The 14,784-nt window shown below is 60.3% G+C and carries 13 protein-coding genes; 5 read left to right on the top strand and 8 right to left on the bottom strand.

Features of this window, described 5'->3' with window-relative positions:
* Positions 1-69 precede the first annotated feature (69 nt).
* The 4 genes from xdhA to ETEE_RS10720 all read left to right on the top strand — a co-directional run bounded on the left by xdhA (position 70) and on the right by ETEE_RS10720 (position 4,473).
* Positions 70-2,361, top strand: coding sequence for a xanthine dehydrogenase molybdenum-binding subunit XdhA (gene xdhA / locus ETEE_RS10735; protein WP_034163086.1), 2,292 nt, complete (start codon positions 70-72; stop codon positions 2,359-2,361).
* A gap of 6 nt (positions 2,362-2,367) precedes the next feature.
* Positions 2,368-3,246 carry a xanthine dehydrogenase FAD-binding subunit XdhB gene (gene xdhB, locus ETEE_RS10730; protein WP_034163085.1) on the top strand — a complete coding sequence of 293 codons (879 nt, stop codon included), beginning with the start codon at positions 2,368-2,370 and terminating at the stop codon, positions 3,244-3,246.
* On the top strand, positions 3,243-3,728 hold the full coding sequence (gene xdhC / locus ETEE_RS10725; RefSeq protein WP_034163083.1) for a xanthine dehydrogenase iron sulfur-binding subunit XdhC: 486 nt from the start codon (positions 3,243-3,245) through the stop codon (positions 3,726-3,728). Before xdhB ends, xdhC begins: the two co-directional genes overlap by 4 nt.
* 190 nt (positions 3,729-3,918) lie before the next feature.
* Complete coding sequence (locus ETEE_RS10720) at positions 3,919-4,473, top strand: YbhB/YbcL family Raf kinase inhibitor-like protein (protein ID WP_034163082.1); 555 nt, start codon at positions 3,919-3,921, stop codon at positions 4,471-4,473.
* Positions 4,474-4,555: 82 nt separating this feature from the next.
* Here the strand turns inward: ETEE_RS10720 and ispH are convergent, their stop codons facing one another.
* From ispH to ribF, 5 genes are read right to left on the bottom strand one after another with little or no spacing between them, the layout of a single operon-like run.
* Positions 4,556-5,509 (bottom strand): 4-hydroxy-3-methylbut-2-enyl diphosphate reductase, encoded by a 954-nt coding sequence (gene ispH / locus ETEE_RS10715; RefSeq protein ID WP_034163080.1) that lies wholly within the window; start codon positions 5,507-5,509, stop codon positions 4,556-4,558.
* Positions 5,490-5,957: an FKBP-type peptidyl-prolyl cis-trans isomerase gene (fkpB, locus tag ETEE_RS10710; protein WP_034163078.1), complete on the bottom strand. Its 468-nt coding sequence runs from the start codon at positions 5,955-5,957 to the stop codon at positions 5,490-5,492. The genes ispH and fkpB overlap by 20 nt, the downstream gene beginning before the upstream one ends.
* Entirely contained in the window at positions 5,957-6,454 is a 498-nt protein-coding gene (lspA, locus tag ETEE_RS10705) for a signal peptidase II (protein WP_034163270.1), read from the bottom strand. Before lspA ends, fkpB begins: the two co-directional genes overlap by 1 nt.
* Positions 6,454-9,300, bottom strand: a complete 2,847-nt coding sequence (ileS, locus tag ETEE_RS10700; RefSeq protein ID WP_034163076.1) for an isoleucine--tRNA ligase — start codon at positions 9,298-9,300, stop codon at positions 6,454-6,456. The genes lspA and ileS overlap by 1 nt, the downstream gene beginning before the upstream one ends.
* Before the next feature lie 24 nt (positions 9,301-9,324).
* Positions 9,325-10,287 carry a bifunctional riboflavin kinase/FAD synthetase gene (gene ribF / locus ETEE_RS10695; protein WP_034163075.1) on the bottom strand — a complete coding sequence of 321 codons (963 nt, stop codon included), beginning with the start codon at positions 10,285-10,287 and terminating at the stop codon, positions 9,325-9,327.
* 412 nt (positions 10,288-10,699) lie between these two features.
* Between ribF and rpsT the strand changes: the two genes are divergently transcribed.
* The gene (rpsT, locus tag ETEE_RS10690) at positions 10,700-10,963 is read left to right on the top strand and encodes a 30S ribosomal protein S20 (protein ID WP_015460922.1); all 264 of its coding nucleotides are present in this window, start codon (positions 10,700-10,702) and stop codon (positions 10,961-10,963) included.
* A gap of 69 nt (positions 10,964-11,032) precedes the next feature.
* On the opposite strand, the gene nhaR is transcribed toward rpsT, so the two are convergent.
* From nhaR to dnaJ, 3 genes are all read right to left on the bottom strand, one after another.
* A complete protein-coding gene (gene nhaR, locus ETEE_RS10685; RefSeq protein ID WP_012847450.1) occupies positions 11,033-11,935 on the bottom strand; it encodes a transcriptional activator NhaR in 903 nt (300 codons plus the stop codon).
* 212 nt (positions 11,936-12,147) lie between these two features.
* On the bottom strand, positions 12,148-13,326 hold the full coding sequence (nhaA, locus tag ETEE_RS10680) for a Na+/H+ antiporter NhaA (protein ID WP_034163073.1): 1,179 nt from the start codon (positions 13,324-13,326) through the stop codon (positions 12,148-12,150).
* Positions 13,327-13,580: 254 nt separating this feature from the next.
* Positions 13,581-14,717 carry a molecular chaperone DnaJ gene (gene dnaJ / locus ETEE_RS10675; protein WP_012847448.1) on the bottom strand — a complete coding sequence of 379 codons (1,137 nt, stop codon included), beginning with the start codon at positions 14,715-14,717 and terminating at the stop codon, positions 13,581-13,583.
* Positions 14,718-14,784: the final 67 nt, after the last annotated feature.

Genomic DNA, 14,784 nt, shown 5'->3' with positions numbered 1-14,784 from the left:
CAATGAGTGTGGCGCATATCTTGCTGCCTTGAACTATCCCCCAGGCTTATTTCCCCACAGGAGAATACTATGTCTTTAGGATCGCCGCTGCGGCGGGTTGATGCCGAAGCCAAGGTCACCGGACAGGCGCGTTATACCGATGATATGATGATGCCCGGCATGCTCCATGCCTGCTACGTGCGCAGCCGTATCGCCCACGGTAACGTCACCGCCATCGATACCCGGGAAGCGGAGTCCATGCCCGGCGTAGAAGCCGTCTTCACCTTTCACGATGTCCCCTCAGCCCCCTTCCCTACCGCCGGCCACGCCTGGTCGCTGGAGCCGGGCAAACGGGATATCGCCGATCGCCATCTGCTGACCGGCCACGTGCGCCACTTTGGCGACGGCGTCGCCATCGTCGTCGCCCGCGATCTGCTCAGTGCCGAGCGCGCCGCGGCGCGGGTACAGGTCAGCTATGATGCGTTGCCGGTGATCACCCGGCCACAGGCGGCCCTGGCCGACGGAGCACCGGCCATTCACCCCGGCGGCAATTTGCTGCGCCACAGCGAGATCGACGCCGGAGAGCCAGAAGCCCGCATCGCCGCCGCCGATCTGCAGCTGGAGGGTCACTACGAGACGCCGGTGGTGCAGCACTGCCACATGGAGGGCGTGACCTGCTATGCCTATATGGAGCAGCCCGATCACATCGTCATTGTCTCCAGCACCCAAATTCCCCAGATTGTCCGGCGCACCGTCGCCCAGGCCCTCGGTCTCCCCTGGTCGCACGTCCGGGTGATCAAGCCCTACGTCGGCGGCGGATTCGGCAATAAGCAGGATGTGCTGGAAGAGCCCATGGCCGCCTTTTTAACCCAGCGCCTCGGCGGTAAACCGGTCAAGGTCAGCCTGAGCCGGGAGGAGTGCTTCGTCGCCACCCGCACCCGCCACGCCTTCAGCATCGATGCCCGGCTGGGTATGCGCCGGGATGGTCAGCTGGAGGGGTACCGTCTGACGGTGCTGTCCAATACCGGCGCCTATGCCTCTCACGGCCACTCAATTGCCGCCGCCGGTGCCAATAAAATCAGCTATCTCTATCCCCGCAGCGCCTTTGGCTACTGCGCTGATACGGTATATACCAACCTGCCCGCCGCCGGTGCGATGCGCGGCTACGGCGCGCCACAGGTCGACTTCGCCCTGGAGTGCCTGATGGACGACGCCGCGGCCCGCCTCGATCTCGATCCCCTCGAGGTTCGTCTGCGCAACGTTGCGCGTCAGGGCGACCGCAACCCGGTTAACGGAAAGAGCATCTACAGCGCCGGGCTCACAGAGTGCCTGGAAAAAGGCCGCCGTCTGTTTGAGTGGGATCGGCGCCGCGCCGAATGTATGGCCCAGTCGGCCGATGCGCCGGTGCGGCGCGGCGTCGGCGTCGCCTGTTTCAGCTATGGTTCCAATACCTATCCGGTCGGGGTGGAGATCGCCGGCGCCCGTCTGCTGCTCAATCAGGACGGGACGGTAAACCTGCAGATTGGCGCTACCGAAATTGGCCAGGGATCCGATACCGTCTTCGCCCAGATGGCATCGGAAACGCTGGGGATCCCCTTTAAACAGATCCGGGTGATCTCAACTCAGGATACCGATATCACCGCCTTCGATCCCGGCGCCTTTGCCTCACGGCAAAGCTATGTCGCCGCCCCGGCGATCCGCCGCTCGGCGGAGATCATGCGTCAGAAAATCCTGGCGCACGCGGCGCTGATAAGTCACCAGCCGGAGTGGGGATTGACCCTGTGCGACGGTAACGTAGTGATGGCGATGCAGCCGGATCAGGTGCTGATGAGCGTCGCCGACGTCGCCATGCAGGCCTACTACCACCAGGAGATCGGCGCACAGATCCTGGCCGAGGTCTCCCATAAAACCACCACCAATCCCCCGGCCTTCGGCTGCACCTTTGTCGATCTCAGCATCGACATCGCGCTGTGCCAGGTCACCATTAACCGCATCCTGAATCTGCATGACTCCGGGCGGATCCTCAACCCGCAGCTGGCGGAGGGACAGGTTCACGGCGGTATGGGGATGGGGATCGGCTGGGCGCTGTTCGAAGAGATGATCATCGATGAGAAGAGCGGCGTGGTACGCAACCCGAATCTGCTCGACTACAAATTCCCCACCTGTGTCGATCTGCCGGATCTGGAGTGCGCCTTCGTCGAAACGGTGGAGCCGCAGTCGGCCTATGGCCACAAGGCGCTGGGGGAGCCGCCGATCATTTCGCCTGGACCGGCGATCCGCAACGCCATTCGCATGGCAACGGGGGTCGCGATCAATGCGCTGCCGATCACCCCCAAAACGCTGTATCGCGAATTTGTGCAGGCCGGACTGATCAGGGAGTAATGCGACATGTATGATATTAAACGCTATCTGCGCGCCACCAGCGCGCGCCACGCCAGCGAACTGATGCTGGCCCACCCGGACAGCCGTCTGTTAGCCGGCGGCACCGACGTGCTGATCCAGCTGCACCACCATAACGCGCAGTACGCCCATATCGTGGATATCCACGGGCTACCCGAGCTGTGCGGCATTACGACGCTAGAGGATGGCACCCTACGCATTGGCTCCGGCACCACCTTTACCCAGATCATCGAACACCCGCAGATCCAGGCACACCTGCCGATGCTGGCCGAAGCCGCCGCCACTATCGCCGGCCCACAGATCCGCAACGTCGCCACCTACGGCGGTAACATCTGCAACGGCGCCACCAGCGCAGACTCCGCCGCCCCCAGCGTCGCGCTCAAGGCTCAGCTGGAGATCCTGACGCCCGACGGCGTGACGATCCGTCCGATCGACGGCTTTCATACCGGGCCGGGGAAGGTGGCGCTGAGCCCCGGCGAGATCCTGCTGGCCTTCCGTTTTCACCCCGACGATCACCGCCGCGCCGGCAGCGCCTATATCAAGTACGCCATGCGCGGCGCGATGGATATCGCCACCATCGGCTGCGCAGCCCTGTGCCGCATTGAGTCTGGGCACTTCAGCGAGCTGCGCCTGGCCTACGGCGTCGCGGCACCGACGCCGATCCGCTGCCCGCAGGCCGAGGCCTGCGCCGACGGCCAGCCGCTGAGCCGCCAGACGCTGGCCGCCGTCGCCGCCGCCGTCGCCGGTGACGTTTCGCCGCGCTCGTCCTGGCGTGCCGAAAAGGAATTCCGTTTACACCTGATCCGTACCCTGGCGCAGCGAGCCATTACCCTGGCCGTGCAGCGGGCGGGAGGAGAGATACTATGAATGTCAAAGAATGGGTTGAAATCACCTGCCAGATCAATGGGAAAACCTATCAGTTTTGCGTGTCGCCGGCGATGTCGCTGCTGGAAATGCTGCGCGAGCACGGGCTAACCAGCGTGAAGCAGGGCTGCAGTGTCGGTGAGTGCGGCGCCTGCAGCGTATTGATCGATGGCGTGGCAACCGACAGCTGCCTGTACCTGGCGCTGTGGGCCGACGGTAAGCAGATCGTCACGGCCGATGGGCTGGGCCGAGCCGACAGCCTTTCGCCGATCCAGCAGGCCTATGTCGACGCCGGCGCAGTGCAGTGTGGTTTCTGTACCCCGGGACTGGTGGTCGCGACCCATGCCCTGCTGGCGAAACCGCGCAGTCGCCCGCTGACGCACCAGGAGATCCGCCGCGGCCTCTCCGGCAACCTGTGCCGTTGCACCGGCTATCAGGCCATCGTACGCGCCGTCGATCTCTGCCAGCGCGAGGAAGATCAGTAGGCTGCCGAGCGCGTGCCCCCGGCGTAACTCGGTATTGCTGCGGTAATATCGGGTTACACCCATGGCACCAATATTACATAACGCACTGAAAATAATAAAAATATTCTAACATAACTGGCAATTTCTCCGCTGGGGACTATGATCAAACGCATTCACTGCGTTCCCACTCACCTCCCTAGGAGATCGCTCTATGTTTACCAAGAAAGCACTCGCATGCCTGCTGGTTGCCGGGGGACTTAGCCTCAGCGCCCAGGCTATGACGCTCAGCAGCCCAACGGTTGACAATGGTAAGTCGCTACAAAACGTGCAGATTTTTAATGGCTGGGGCTGTACCGGACAGAATAAATCACCGGCGCTGACCTGGAGCGATGTGCCAGCAGGCACCAAGAGCTTTGCCGTCACCATGTATGATCCGGATGCCCCGACGGGCAGTGGATGGTGGCACTGGGTGATGATCGACATCCCCGCCTCGGTGCATAGCCTGGCGCAAAACGTCGGAGAGAAAGAGAGCCGCGATCTGCCCAAAGGTGCAATTCAGCTGCGCAATGACTTTGGCTATAGCGGCTTTGGTGGCGCCTGTCCTCCTCCGGGCGCCAAGCCCCATAACTACCAAATCACCGTATATGCGCTGAATGTCGCGAAGTTAGATATTCCGGCCCACGCCTCTCCCGCCTACGCCGGCTACTTCATCTTGCAGCATAAAATCGGCGAAGCCCGCCTGACGGCGCCGACCAACATACGCTGAGTCCCCGCGCACGATGCCATAGCACAACGAAAAACGGGGCGCCCATCCGGCACCCCGTTTGTTGTTCCCTTGGCCCCGCGGCTCAATCGGCCTGCTGTACCTCGATACGCAGCTCGCGCGGCACCTCAAACACAATATTCTCTTCCCGCCCCTGCATCTCCTGCGCCGCCGAACCGCCCAGCGTCTGCAGGCGGTCGATGACCTCTCGCACCAGCACGTCCGGCGCCGATGCCCCGGCCGTCACCCCCACGCAGCCCACGCCGCTCAGCCAGGCATCGTGGATATCCGAAGCGCTATCGATAAGGTAAGCCGGCCTTCCTGCCCGACGCGCCAGCTCCGCGAGACGGTTAGAGTTGGAGGAGTTTTTCGAACCGACCACCAGCACCACGTCCGCCTGCGCCGCCAGACTACGCACCGCCTCCTGACGGTTGGTGGTCGCGTAACAGATATCGTCTTTACGCGGTCCGACGATCGCCGGGAAACGCGCCCGCAGGGCGTCTATCACCTCAGAGGTGTCATCGACCGACAGCGTCGTCTGGGTCATAAAGCAGAGGTTACGTTCGTCTTTCACCTGCAGCTGCCAGACATCCTGCGGTGACTCAACCAGATACATGCCCCCCAGAGGATTGCTGTACTGCCCCATGGTGCCTTCCACCTCCGGGTGACCGGCATGACCGATCAGGATAGCCTCCGTACCGCGGCGACTGGCCCGAGCCACCTCCATATGGACCTTGGTCACCAGTGGGCAGGTGGCATCGAACAGCATGGTAAGGTGGCGCGCCTTCGCCTCTGCGCGTACCGCCTGGGAGACGCCGTGCGCAGAGAAAATCAGGATCGCCCCGTCGGGGACTTCGCTTATCTCCTCGATAAACACCGCACCGCGCTCACGCAGATCGTTCACCACGAAACGATTATGCACTACCTCATGACGGACATAGATCGGCGCGCCATAGATAGCCAATGCACGCTCGACGATGCTGATCGCTCTATCGACCCCGGCACAGAAACCGCGCGGGTTAGCCAGCAGAATGCGCATGTTCATCTCCCTGCGGCGGATCGATCGCCAGCACCTCAAGGTCAAAGGTCACCGGCATCCCCGCCAACGGGTGGTTAAAATCGACCGTTACCGACTCACCGACGATCTCACGAACCAGCCCCGGCATCTGGGCACCGTCGGCGGCGGTGAACAGGATCACCGCGCCGGCCTGCGGCGTTCCGCTGTCGCGAAACTGTCCCAGAGGAAAAAACTGCACCAGATCATCGCTGCGCTCGCCGAACGCATCGGCGGGCGCTAAGGTGAACGCCCGTCGATCGCCGCCTCTGCAGCCCAGCAGCTGAGCCTCCAGCGCCGGGGAGAGGCTGCCGTCGCCGAGCCGGAACAACGCCGGCTGACCGCGCTCGCGCGACGACTCCGCCAGGGAGCCATCCTCCAGCGTCAGCGTAAAATGCACCAGTACCGCGCTTGTCGCCTGAGCCTGAGGCATTACTTTTTCTCCTTGTCCCGCTGCGGCAAAAAGCCCTCGAGCACCACCAGTGCGGCCCCGATACAGATAGCGGTATCCGCCAGGTTAAAGGTGGCGAAGTGCCAGTTTCCGACGTAAAAGTCGATCATATCGACGACGAAGCCATGCCACAGACGATCGAACAGATTACCCAGTGCCCCACCGATGATCAGCGCATAGGCAATGTTGTTCAGACGCTGCGAGGCCGCGCTGCGGTACATCATGACCAGCAAGGCTACGCAAATGGCAATAGCGATGCAGGCAAAGAACCAGCGCTGCCAGCCGCCGCTGTCGGCCAGGAAGCTAAAGGCGGCGCCATAGTTCCGCGCATAGTGCAGATTGAGCGACGGGAACAGCGGCAGAGTCTCCCCCAGCATAAAATGCTGGAGGATCAGCTGCTTGCTACCCAAATCAACAATCAGTACGGCAACGACGATCCACAGCCAGCGCAGTCCGGTTGAAAGAATAGGTCTGCGCATCATGCAAACTTACGCTCTTCGCCCTGACCGGCCACGTTCGTGACACAGCGTGGGCACAGCTGAGGATGCGCGGCATCCTGACCGATGGCGGTCGAGTAATGCCAGCAGCGCGGACACTTGCTGCCGGCGGCCTTGCTCAAGCCCACCTTCAGCCCGGCCAGTTCGCTGGCCACCGCATCAGCGGAGGCCTGAGCCAACGGCTGTACGCGCGCCGCCGAGGTGATCAGCACGAAGCGCAGCTCGTCCTGCAGGCTATCCAGCTGCGTCGCCAGCGCCTCATCCGCATACAGCGTGATGGCGGCCTCCAGCGAGCTCCCCACTTTCTTGTCGTTACGCGCTTGCTCGATGACCTTGTTCACCTCGCCGCGCACCTTCAGCAGCTCAGCCCAGAAGGCGTCGTTCATCGGCTCCGCGGTATCCAGACCAAACAGCCCCTGGTACCACTCTTCGGTAAACACGAACTGTGCGCGCTCACCCGGCAGATAGCCCCAGATCTCATCGGCCGTAAAGGAGAGGATCGGCGCCATCCAGCGCACCAGCGCCTCTGCAATATGGTACAGCGCGGTCTGACAGCTGCGGCGAGCCACGGAGTCAGCCTTGGCGGTGTACTGGCGATCCTTGATGATATCCAGATAGAAAGAGCCCATCTCGACCGAGCAGAACTGCATCAGGCGCTGCACCACTTCGTGGAAATCATAGTTTTCGTAGGCGGCGATGATCTCATCCTGCGCCTGCTTGGCACAGCCGACCGCCCAGCGATCCAGTACCACCATATCCTCCGGCTTCACCATATCCTTACGCGGATCGAAACCGTTCAGGTTAGCCAGCAGGAAGCGGGCCGTATTGCGGATGCGGCGATAGGCATCGGCGGAACGCTTGAGGATCTCATCCGACACCGCCATTTCACCGGTATAGTCAGTCGAGGCGACCCACAGGCGCAGAATGTCGCCGCCCAGCTTGTTCATCACCTGCTGCGGGCTGACGACGTTACCGACGGACTTGGACATCTTACGCCCCTGCCCATCCACGGTGAAACCGTGGGTCAGCACCTGGCGATACGGCGCCTTACCCTTCATGGCGACGGCGATCATCAGCGAGGACATAAACCAACCGCGATGCTGATCGGAGCCTTCCAGGTACATATCCGGGCTGTGGCCGCCGAACTCCGGACGGGCATCCACCACCGAATAGCTGGTTGAGCCAGAGTCAAACCACACGTCCAGCGTATCCGGCACTTTCTCATACTGATCGGCTTCATCGCCCAGCAGATCGCGAATGTCCAGATCCCACCAGGCCTGAATGCCCGCCTGCTCGACACGCTGAGCAACCGCTTCCATCAGCTCCGTGGTGCGCGGATGCAGCTCTTGGGTTTCTTTATGAACCAACATGGCCATCGGCACGCCCCAGGTACGCTGGCGAGAGATACACCAGTCAGGACGGTTCGCCACCATCGACTCGATGCGCGCCTTGCCCCAGGCCGGGATCCAGCCGCTGAGATTCTGCTCATCCAGCCCCTGCCGTTCGATGCGATCGATTTCAGCCAGCGACTGGCTGCGCAGCCCCTGGCGATCCATGCTGATAAACCACTGCGGCGTCGCACGGAAAATAATCGGGCTCTTATGACGCCAGCAGCAGGGGTAGCTGTGGGTCAGCTTCTCTACGTGCAGCAGCGCACCGCTGTCCTTGAGCAGGTCGATAACGACGTCGTTGGCCTTAAAGACAAACAGCCCGTCCAGCGCCGGATGGGTGCCCGGCAGATAACAGCCGTTGCTACCAACCGGGTTAGCGATCTCTAGGCCGTATTTCTGACCGACGACGTAGTCGTCCGGGCCGTGGCCCGGTGCGGTGTGCACTGCACCGGTGCCGGCGTCCAAGGTAACGTGGTCGCCCATGATGATCGGCACATCAAAGCTCATGAAAGGATGGCGGAAGCGCAACAGCTCCAGGTCTTCCCCTTTGCAGCTACCCAGCACCTGCCAGTGGTCGATGCCGGCGCGCTTCATCACGCTCTCGACCAGCTCGGCGGCCAGGATCAGGCATTCGCCCTCCACCTGCACCAGCTGGTACTCCAGCTCCGGATGCAGCGCCACGGCACGGTTGGCCGGCAGCGTCCAAGGGGTGGTGGTCCAGATCACCACGTTCACATCGCCCTTCGCCTCGCTGACGCCGAACTTTGCCAGCACCTTCGCTTTATCGACGGCGGCAAAACGAACGTCGATGGACGGCGAGACCTTGTCGTAGTACTCCACTTCCGCTTCGGCAAGCGAAGAGCCGCAGTCCGGACACCAGTGCACCGGCTTGGCCCCTTTCATCAGGTGGCCGTTATCCACAATGCGCGCCAGCGCACGGATGATATTGGCCTCGGTACCATAGTCCATAGTCAGGTAGGGATGTTCCCAATCGCCCAGCACGCCAAGACGGATAAAGTCGGCTTTCTGCCCGGCGACCTGCTCGGCGGCATAGGCGCGGCACTGCTCACGGAATTCAGCCGCGCTGTACTTTTCGCCCGGTTTGCCGATCAGTTGCTCTACCTTCAGCTCAATCGGCAGGCCGTGGCAGTCCCAGCCGGGGATATAGGGCGAATCGTAGCCAGAGAGCCCCTTGGACTTGATAATAATATCTTTCAGAATTTTGTTGACTGAGTGACCGATATGGATGCTGCCGTTCGCATACGGCGGGCCATCATGCAGAATGAAGCTTTTCTTGCCTTGCTTAGCATTACGGATAATCCCGTACAGATCCTGCTCATACCAGTGTTGCAGCATGCCAGGCTCGCGCTTGGCCAGATCGCCGCGCATCGGGAACCCTGTTTCCGGCAAATTCAGGGTATTCTTGTAGTCACTCATCTTCGATTTCGGTTCCGTTTTCGGCTATTGGGATTGAGCCATCAGGCTCTGGACCGGTGTTGTCAGCCCAAAAAATTCGCGGGCAGCCACCACATCTTGGGCGATTTGCCGCTTCAGTGCATCAAGCGAATCAAAACGCTGTTCATTGCGCAGTTTTGCGCGGAGCACCACATCAATATGGCGCCCATAGAGATCCATCGTCACATCAAGCAGATGGACCTCCAGCTGCTGGCGTATGCCAGCGACGGTCGGACGGGTACCGATGTTGGCCACGCCCGGCAAAGGCATGGGACCCAGTCCATAAACATCAACGGCGTAAACGCCTTTTACCGGCGCTACCAACCGTTTTAGCGGTAGATTGGCGGTGGGGAAACCGATGGTACGCCCCAGCGCATCGCCATGAACCACCCGCCCGGCAATCCGATAGGGATGGCCCAGCAGGCTTTCCGCTAACGCCAGGTCATCGTGGCGCAGCGCGTGGCGCACCGCGGTACTGCTAACCCGCCGATCGCCGACGCAGAAGCTGAGGCTGTTGGTGACGGTAAACCCATAGGCTTTGCCGGCGGCCTGCAGCAGGTGGTAATCTCCCTCACGCCCGGCGCCAAAGCGAAAATCATCGCCAATCATCAAAAACTTCACCCCGAGGCGCTCGACCAGCAGGTGTTTCACAAAGTCCTGAGCCGAATGGCTGGCGAACTGGCGGTCAAAACTCACGCACAGCACGGCATCCACCCCGGCGTCGGCCAGATAGCGGCACTTATCCCGTAGGCGCGTCAAGCGGGCTGGCGCATTCTGCGGCGCGAACATCTCCAGCGGCTGGGGCTCGAAGATCATCACCATCACCGGCAACCCAAGACGCTCGCCCTCCTGACGCAGACGCGCCAGCAGCGCCCGATGTCCCCGGTGCACGCCGTCAAAGTTGCCGATGGTCAACACGCAGCCACGATGCCGCGCGCGTAGGTTATGAATGCCGCGAATTAGCTCCATATCAGGCTCAAAACAGTGAAAATCGACGGATTATACCTTGTACAGCGACTAAGGTTAACCGGCGATTGTCGGGTGTTTAACGGGATTGATTCACCATACCGGAGTTAAGCCTACGATTAAATACATGAATGCGGATTTCTCTCCCGCCCGGCGCGGCATCACCGCCACCTGCGCGGCCGCGACGGTGATTTAGCCCCCCGTCCGTCGTCGTCCGACAGCCATGATGGGAAAAATCACCTGAAACGCTGTATTCCGCACAACAAAGCTGGTAAAATTCGGCGCCATTGAAACGCACGGGTGTCGCCACTACAAGCGGCGCTTATTTGCACAAATCCATTGACAAAAGAAGGCTGAAAGGGCATATTCCTCGGCCTTTGAATTGTCCTCTATAGAATATTTTGGGAGTTGGACCTTGGCTAATATCAAGTCAGCTAAGAAACGCGCCGTTCAGTCTGAAAAGCGTCGCAAGCACAATGCTAGCCGCCGTTCCATGATGCGTACTTTCATCAAGAAAGTATACGCAGCTATCGCTACTGGCGACAAAGCAGCTGCTCAGGCAGCGTACAACGACATGCAGCCGATCGTTGACCGTCAGGCAAACAAAGGCCTGATCCACAAGAATAAAGCTGCTCGTCATAAAGCGAATCTGACCGCTCAGATCAACGCAATGCAGTAATCTGCCTTACGTTGTAAGCTTTATAAAAAACCGGCCTCGGCCGGTTTTTTTGTTTCTGAGGCGGAATGCCTAGCGGCTGAACAGCGCTGAAAAATCCTTGTTGCATACCCGCTGTACCGCCGGATGCTGAATCATCCGCTCGGCAAAGATCACGTAATACTCTTCCTGCACATTGTCGATACGTCCCACCTCACGGATATTGTCCTGCACGTTAGCGTACATATCCTGCGCATAAATCGACGGCGCGACAAAAATGGCATCGTGATACAGGCCAAATGCCTTCATCAGCGCGGCGTCATCAAACTCGCCGAGGATCTGCACCTGTAACCCCTGGCTGTTAAACCAGTTCAGCAGCTTGCGCCCCAGCATAGAGCGCCGCCCCGGAATTAACAGCTTACGCTGCTCCAGGCAGGTCGGGAATGGCATCTCAGGCAGCGGCTGACGGCAGAAGAAGCTGACGCCACACTCGCCGAGCTTGACGGAAAACAGCCCCTCCTGTTGACTGGAGTCCACCGGGCAATCCGATAGGATCATATCCAGCTTGTGCTGGCTCAGTTGCTCCAGCAGCAGCTCGTGAGTCGACTCAAAGCAGCGCAGGTGGATCTGCTCATGATCGGCCACCGCGGTCTCCAGCACCTGGCTCACCAGCCGTTTAGAGAGCGCATCGGCCACGCCGACGTCAAACAGCATGCTGGACTCTTTGCGATAATTCACAATATCCAGCATCTCTTGGCTGAGCATAAACATGCGATCGGCATAGCGGAACACCAGCTGCCCCAGCTCAGAAGGCACCAGGCCGCGTCCCTGACGCTTAAACAGCTTGCCGCCTAAGCGCTCTTCCAGCGCCTTAATCTGCCCGGTAATGGTCTGCGGCGTCAGAAACAGCGCCTCAGCGGCCCCGACCACCGACCCCTCTTTACACACTTGCCAGAAGTAATAGAGATGATTGAAATTTATATGTGACAGACGCACTTATGCGCACTCCTAGTGAGTTGCCGCCGCAGTCCCTCAGACGAATCCCCGTCCGACGGCAGCAAGGGAGCCTTAACTAAGTAATAAGATAGCAGTTAGATCGATAGATATCATGCCATCAATAGATCTGTAACGGCACGCCCTCCCCCCCTATACGAGAGCGGGGTCGCAAAAGCGACCCCGCGGTGGACATGTAGCGGATAACGCGGCCGTTACGCCGCCGCTTTCTGCGCCGGCAGCACCCGCCGTAGCAGCAGATAGCCCACGATAGCCGCCAGGGAGGAGCCCAGCAGGATCCCCAGGCGCGAGAAGACGGCCAGCGCCGGATCCGCATCGCCAAAGGCCAGCGAAGCGATGAAGATGGACATGGTAAAGCCGATGCCGCACAGCACGCCGATGGCAATAATCTCCTTGAAGGTGGTCCCCTGCGGCAGCGTGGCCAACTTCAGCTTAACGGCCAGCCAGCAGAACAGACTTATCCCCAGCGGCTTGCCAATAAACAGGCCGGCGATGACTCCTAGCGGCAGCAGAGAGAACAGACCTGACAGCGTCACGCCATCCAGAGAGACCCCGGCGTTGGCAAAGGCAAACAGCGGCAGAATCATATAGGCCACCCACGGATGCAGCGCATGCTCCAGCGAACGCGCCGGTGACTGGCCATCCTGCTCTTTCAACGGAACGAAGAAACCGATCACCACGCCGGCCAGCGTCGCATGGACGCCGGACTTCAGCACCGCGGTCCACAGCACCACACCGACCAAAATATACAGCCCGACGCGACGCACGTTAAACAGATTCAACAGCGCCAGCGCCACGATCGCCGCCCCGGCCACCGCCAGCGACAGGATCGACAGATCGCTGGTGTAAAACAGCGCGATGATGATGATAGCGCCCAGGTCGTCGATGATGGCCAGCGCCAGCAGGAACACCTTCAGCGCCAGCGGCACCCGGTTCCCCAGCAGCGCCAATACCCCCAGAGCAAAGGCAATATCGGTCGCAGCCGGGATAGCCCAGCCGGTGCTGGCAACGGCATCCTGACCGTTAAACAGCAAATAGATCAGCGCCGGCACCACCATCCCACCCAGGGCGGCGATCACCGGGAAAGCCGCCTGACGGGTGCTGGCCAGCGAACCGCACACCAGCTCGCGCTTCACTTCCAGACCGATCATCAGGAAGAATATTGCCATCAGGGCATCGTTAACCCACAGCAGCATATTTTTATTGATGTGCAGGCTACCTACGCGCACCTCAACCGGCGTGTTGAGGAAGGCCTGATAGATATGGCTAGTCCAGTCCGTATTGGCCAGGATCATGGCCAGCGCGGCGGCGATGATCAAAATCACGCCGCCAAAGGCATCACTGCCGACGAAACGCTGCAAACTCTTTATCATTGCACTCATCCAAGCTACTGAAACAAAGAAGATAGGAAACTCTTATTATCAGCATACTCCCTCTTATAGCTCGAAAAAAGTAATTTATTTTTCGTATATAATTCGGAAAAATAGAACTATTTTTTATAAAACAGGCACCATTAACGAACTGAGCTCGGCACGCGCACAAAATTGAGCTCAGCGCGCGCAATAAAAAATCCCCGGCGCAGCGCGCTGCCCGGGGATTGGATTGAATACGCAGAACGAACGGAGTATCAGCGCGTCAGATCATCAAAGAACTTCTTCACTCCGTCGAAGAAACGCTTGGAGCGGGGACTGTTCTTATCGCTGGCGGGGCCGCCGAAGCTCTCCTCCAGCTCACGCAGCAGCTGTTTCTGCTTGTCGTTCAGGTTCACCGGCGTCTCGACCACCACGCGGCACAGTAGGTCGCCCTGCGCCCCACCGCGCACCGACTTCACGCCCCGGCCGCGCATACGGAACATCTTGCCGGTCTGCGTCTCGGCCGGGATCTTCAGCTTAACCCGCCCATCCAGGGTCGGCACCTCAATCTCGCCACCCAGCGCCGCCATCGCAAAGTTGATCGGCACCTCGCAGAACAGGTTATTGTCTTCCCGCTCGAAGATCGGGTGTGCCTTCACCTGCACCTGTACATACAGATCGCCGGCCGGCGCCCCGTTCTCACCGGCCTCGCCCTCGCCCGCCAGGCGAATGCGATCGCCGGTATCGACCCCGGCGGGAATTTTCACCGACAGGGTTTTGGATTTTTCAATCCGGCCGTGGCCGTGACACTTGTTGCACGGATCCTTAATGATGGTACCGCGCCCGTGGCAGTGCGGACAAGGCTGCTGTACGGTGAAGAAGCCCTGCCGCATCTGCACCTGACCGGCGCCATGGCAGGTCGGGCAGGTAATCGGCTCACTGCCCTTCTTGGCACCGCTGCCATGGCAGACGTCGCACTCAACCAGAGTCGGAATTCGAATCTCTTTGGTGACGCCGCGTACCGCCTCTTCCAGCGTCAGATCCATGTTGTAACGCAGATCCGCGCCGCGCGCCGCGCGCTGGCGACGACCGCCGCCGAAGATGTCGCCGAACACGTCACCGAAGATGTCACTGAAATCCGCACCGCCGCCGAAACCACCGGCGCCGCCGCCGCCCATGCCGCCCTGCTCAAACGCCGCATGACCGTACTGATCGTAGGCCGCACGCTTCTGCGCATCGGTCAGGATTTCATAGGCTTCTTTGATTTCCTTAAACTTGTCCTCGGCCTCTTTGTCGCCCTGATTACGGTCAGGGTGATACTTCATGGCCAGGCGTTTATAGGCTTTTTTGATTTCGCGCTCATCCGCTTCACGGGATACGCCCAAAATCTCATAGTAGTCTTTCTTCGCCATTTCGGTTGCTTTGCCCCTAACATAGAGGCACGGGCGTTGAGTTTCCTCGACGCCCGTGCCGGTGAAT

Source organism: Edwardsiella anguillarum ET080813, assembly GCF_000264765.2.
Lineage (GTDB): Bacteria > Pseudomonadota > Gammaproteobacteria > Enterobacterales > Enterobacteriaceae > Edwardsiella > Edwardsiella anguillarum.
The sequence above is the reverse complement of the archived record's forward strand: the minus strand, read 5'-3'. Positions and strand labels throughout refer to the sequence as shown.

Coding starts and splice junctions, on each gene's coding strand:
- xdhA (WP_034163086.1), top strand. CDS start 70: ATGTCTTTAGGATCGCCGCTGCGGCGGGTTGATGCCGAAGCCAAGGTC.
- xdhB (WP_034163085.1), top strand. CDS start 2,368: ATGTATGATATTAAACGCTATCTGCGCGCCACCAGCGCGCGCCACGCC.
- xdhC (WP_034163083.1), top strand. CDS start 3,243: ATGAATGTCAAAGAATGGGTTGAAATCACCTGCCAGATCAATGGGAAA.
- ETEE_RS10720 (WP_034163082.1), top strand. CDS start 3,919: ATGTTTACCAAGAAAGCACTCGCATGCCTGCTGGTTGCCGGGGGACTT.
- ispH (WP_034163080.1), bottom strand. CDS start 5,509: ATGCGCATTCTGCTGGCTAACCCGCGCGGTTTCTGTGCCGGGGTCGAT.
- fkpB (WP_034163078.1), bottom strand. CDS start 5,957: ATGCCTCAGGCTCAGGCGACAAGCGCGGTACTGGTGCATTTTACGCTG.
- lspA (WP_034163270.1), bottom strand. CDS start 6,454: ATGCGCAGACCTATTCTTTCAACCGGACTGCGCTGGCTGTGGATCGTC.
- ileS (WP_034163076.1), bottom strand. CDS start 9,300: ATGAGTGACTACAAGAATACCCTGAATTTGCCGGAAACAGGGTTCCCG.
- ribF (WP_034163075.1), bottom strand. CDS start 10,287: ATGGAGCTAATTCGCGGCATTCATAACCTACGCGCGCGGCATCGTGGC.
- nhaA (WP_034163073.1), bottom strand. CDS start 13,326: ATGATAAAGAGTTTGCAGCGTTTCGTCGGCAGTGATGCCTTTGGCGGC.
- dnaJ (WP_012847448.1), bottom strand. CDS start 14,717: ATGGCGAAGAAAGACTACTATGAGATTTTGGGCGTATCCCGTGAAGCG.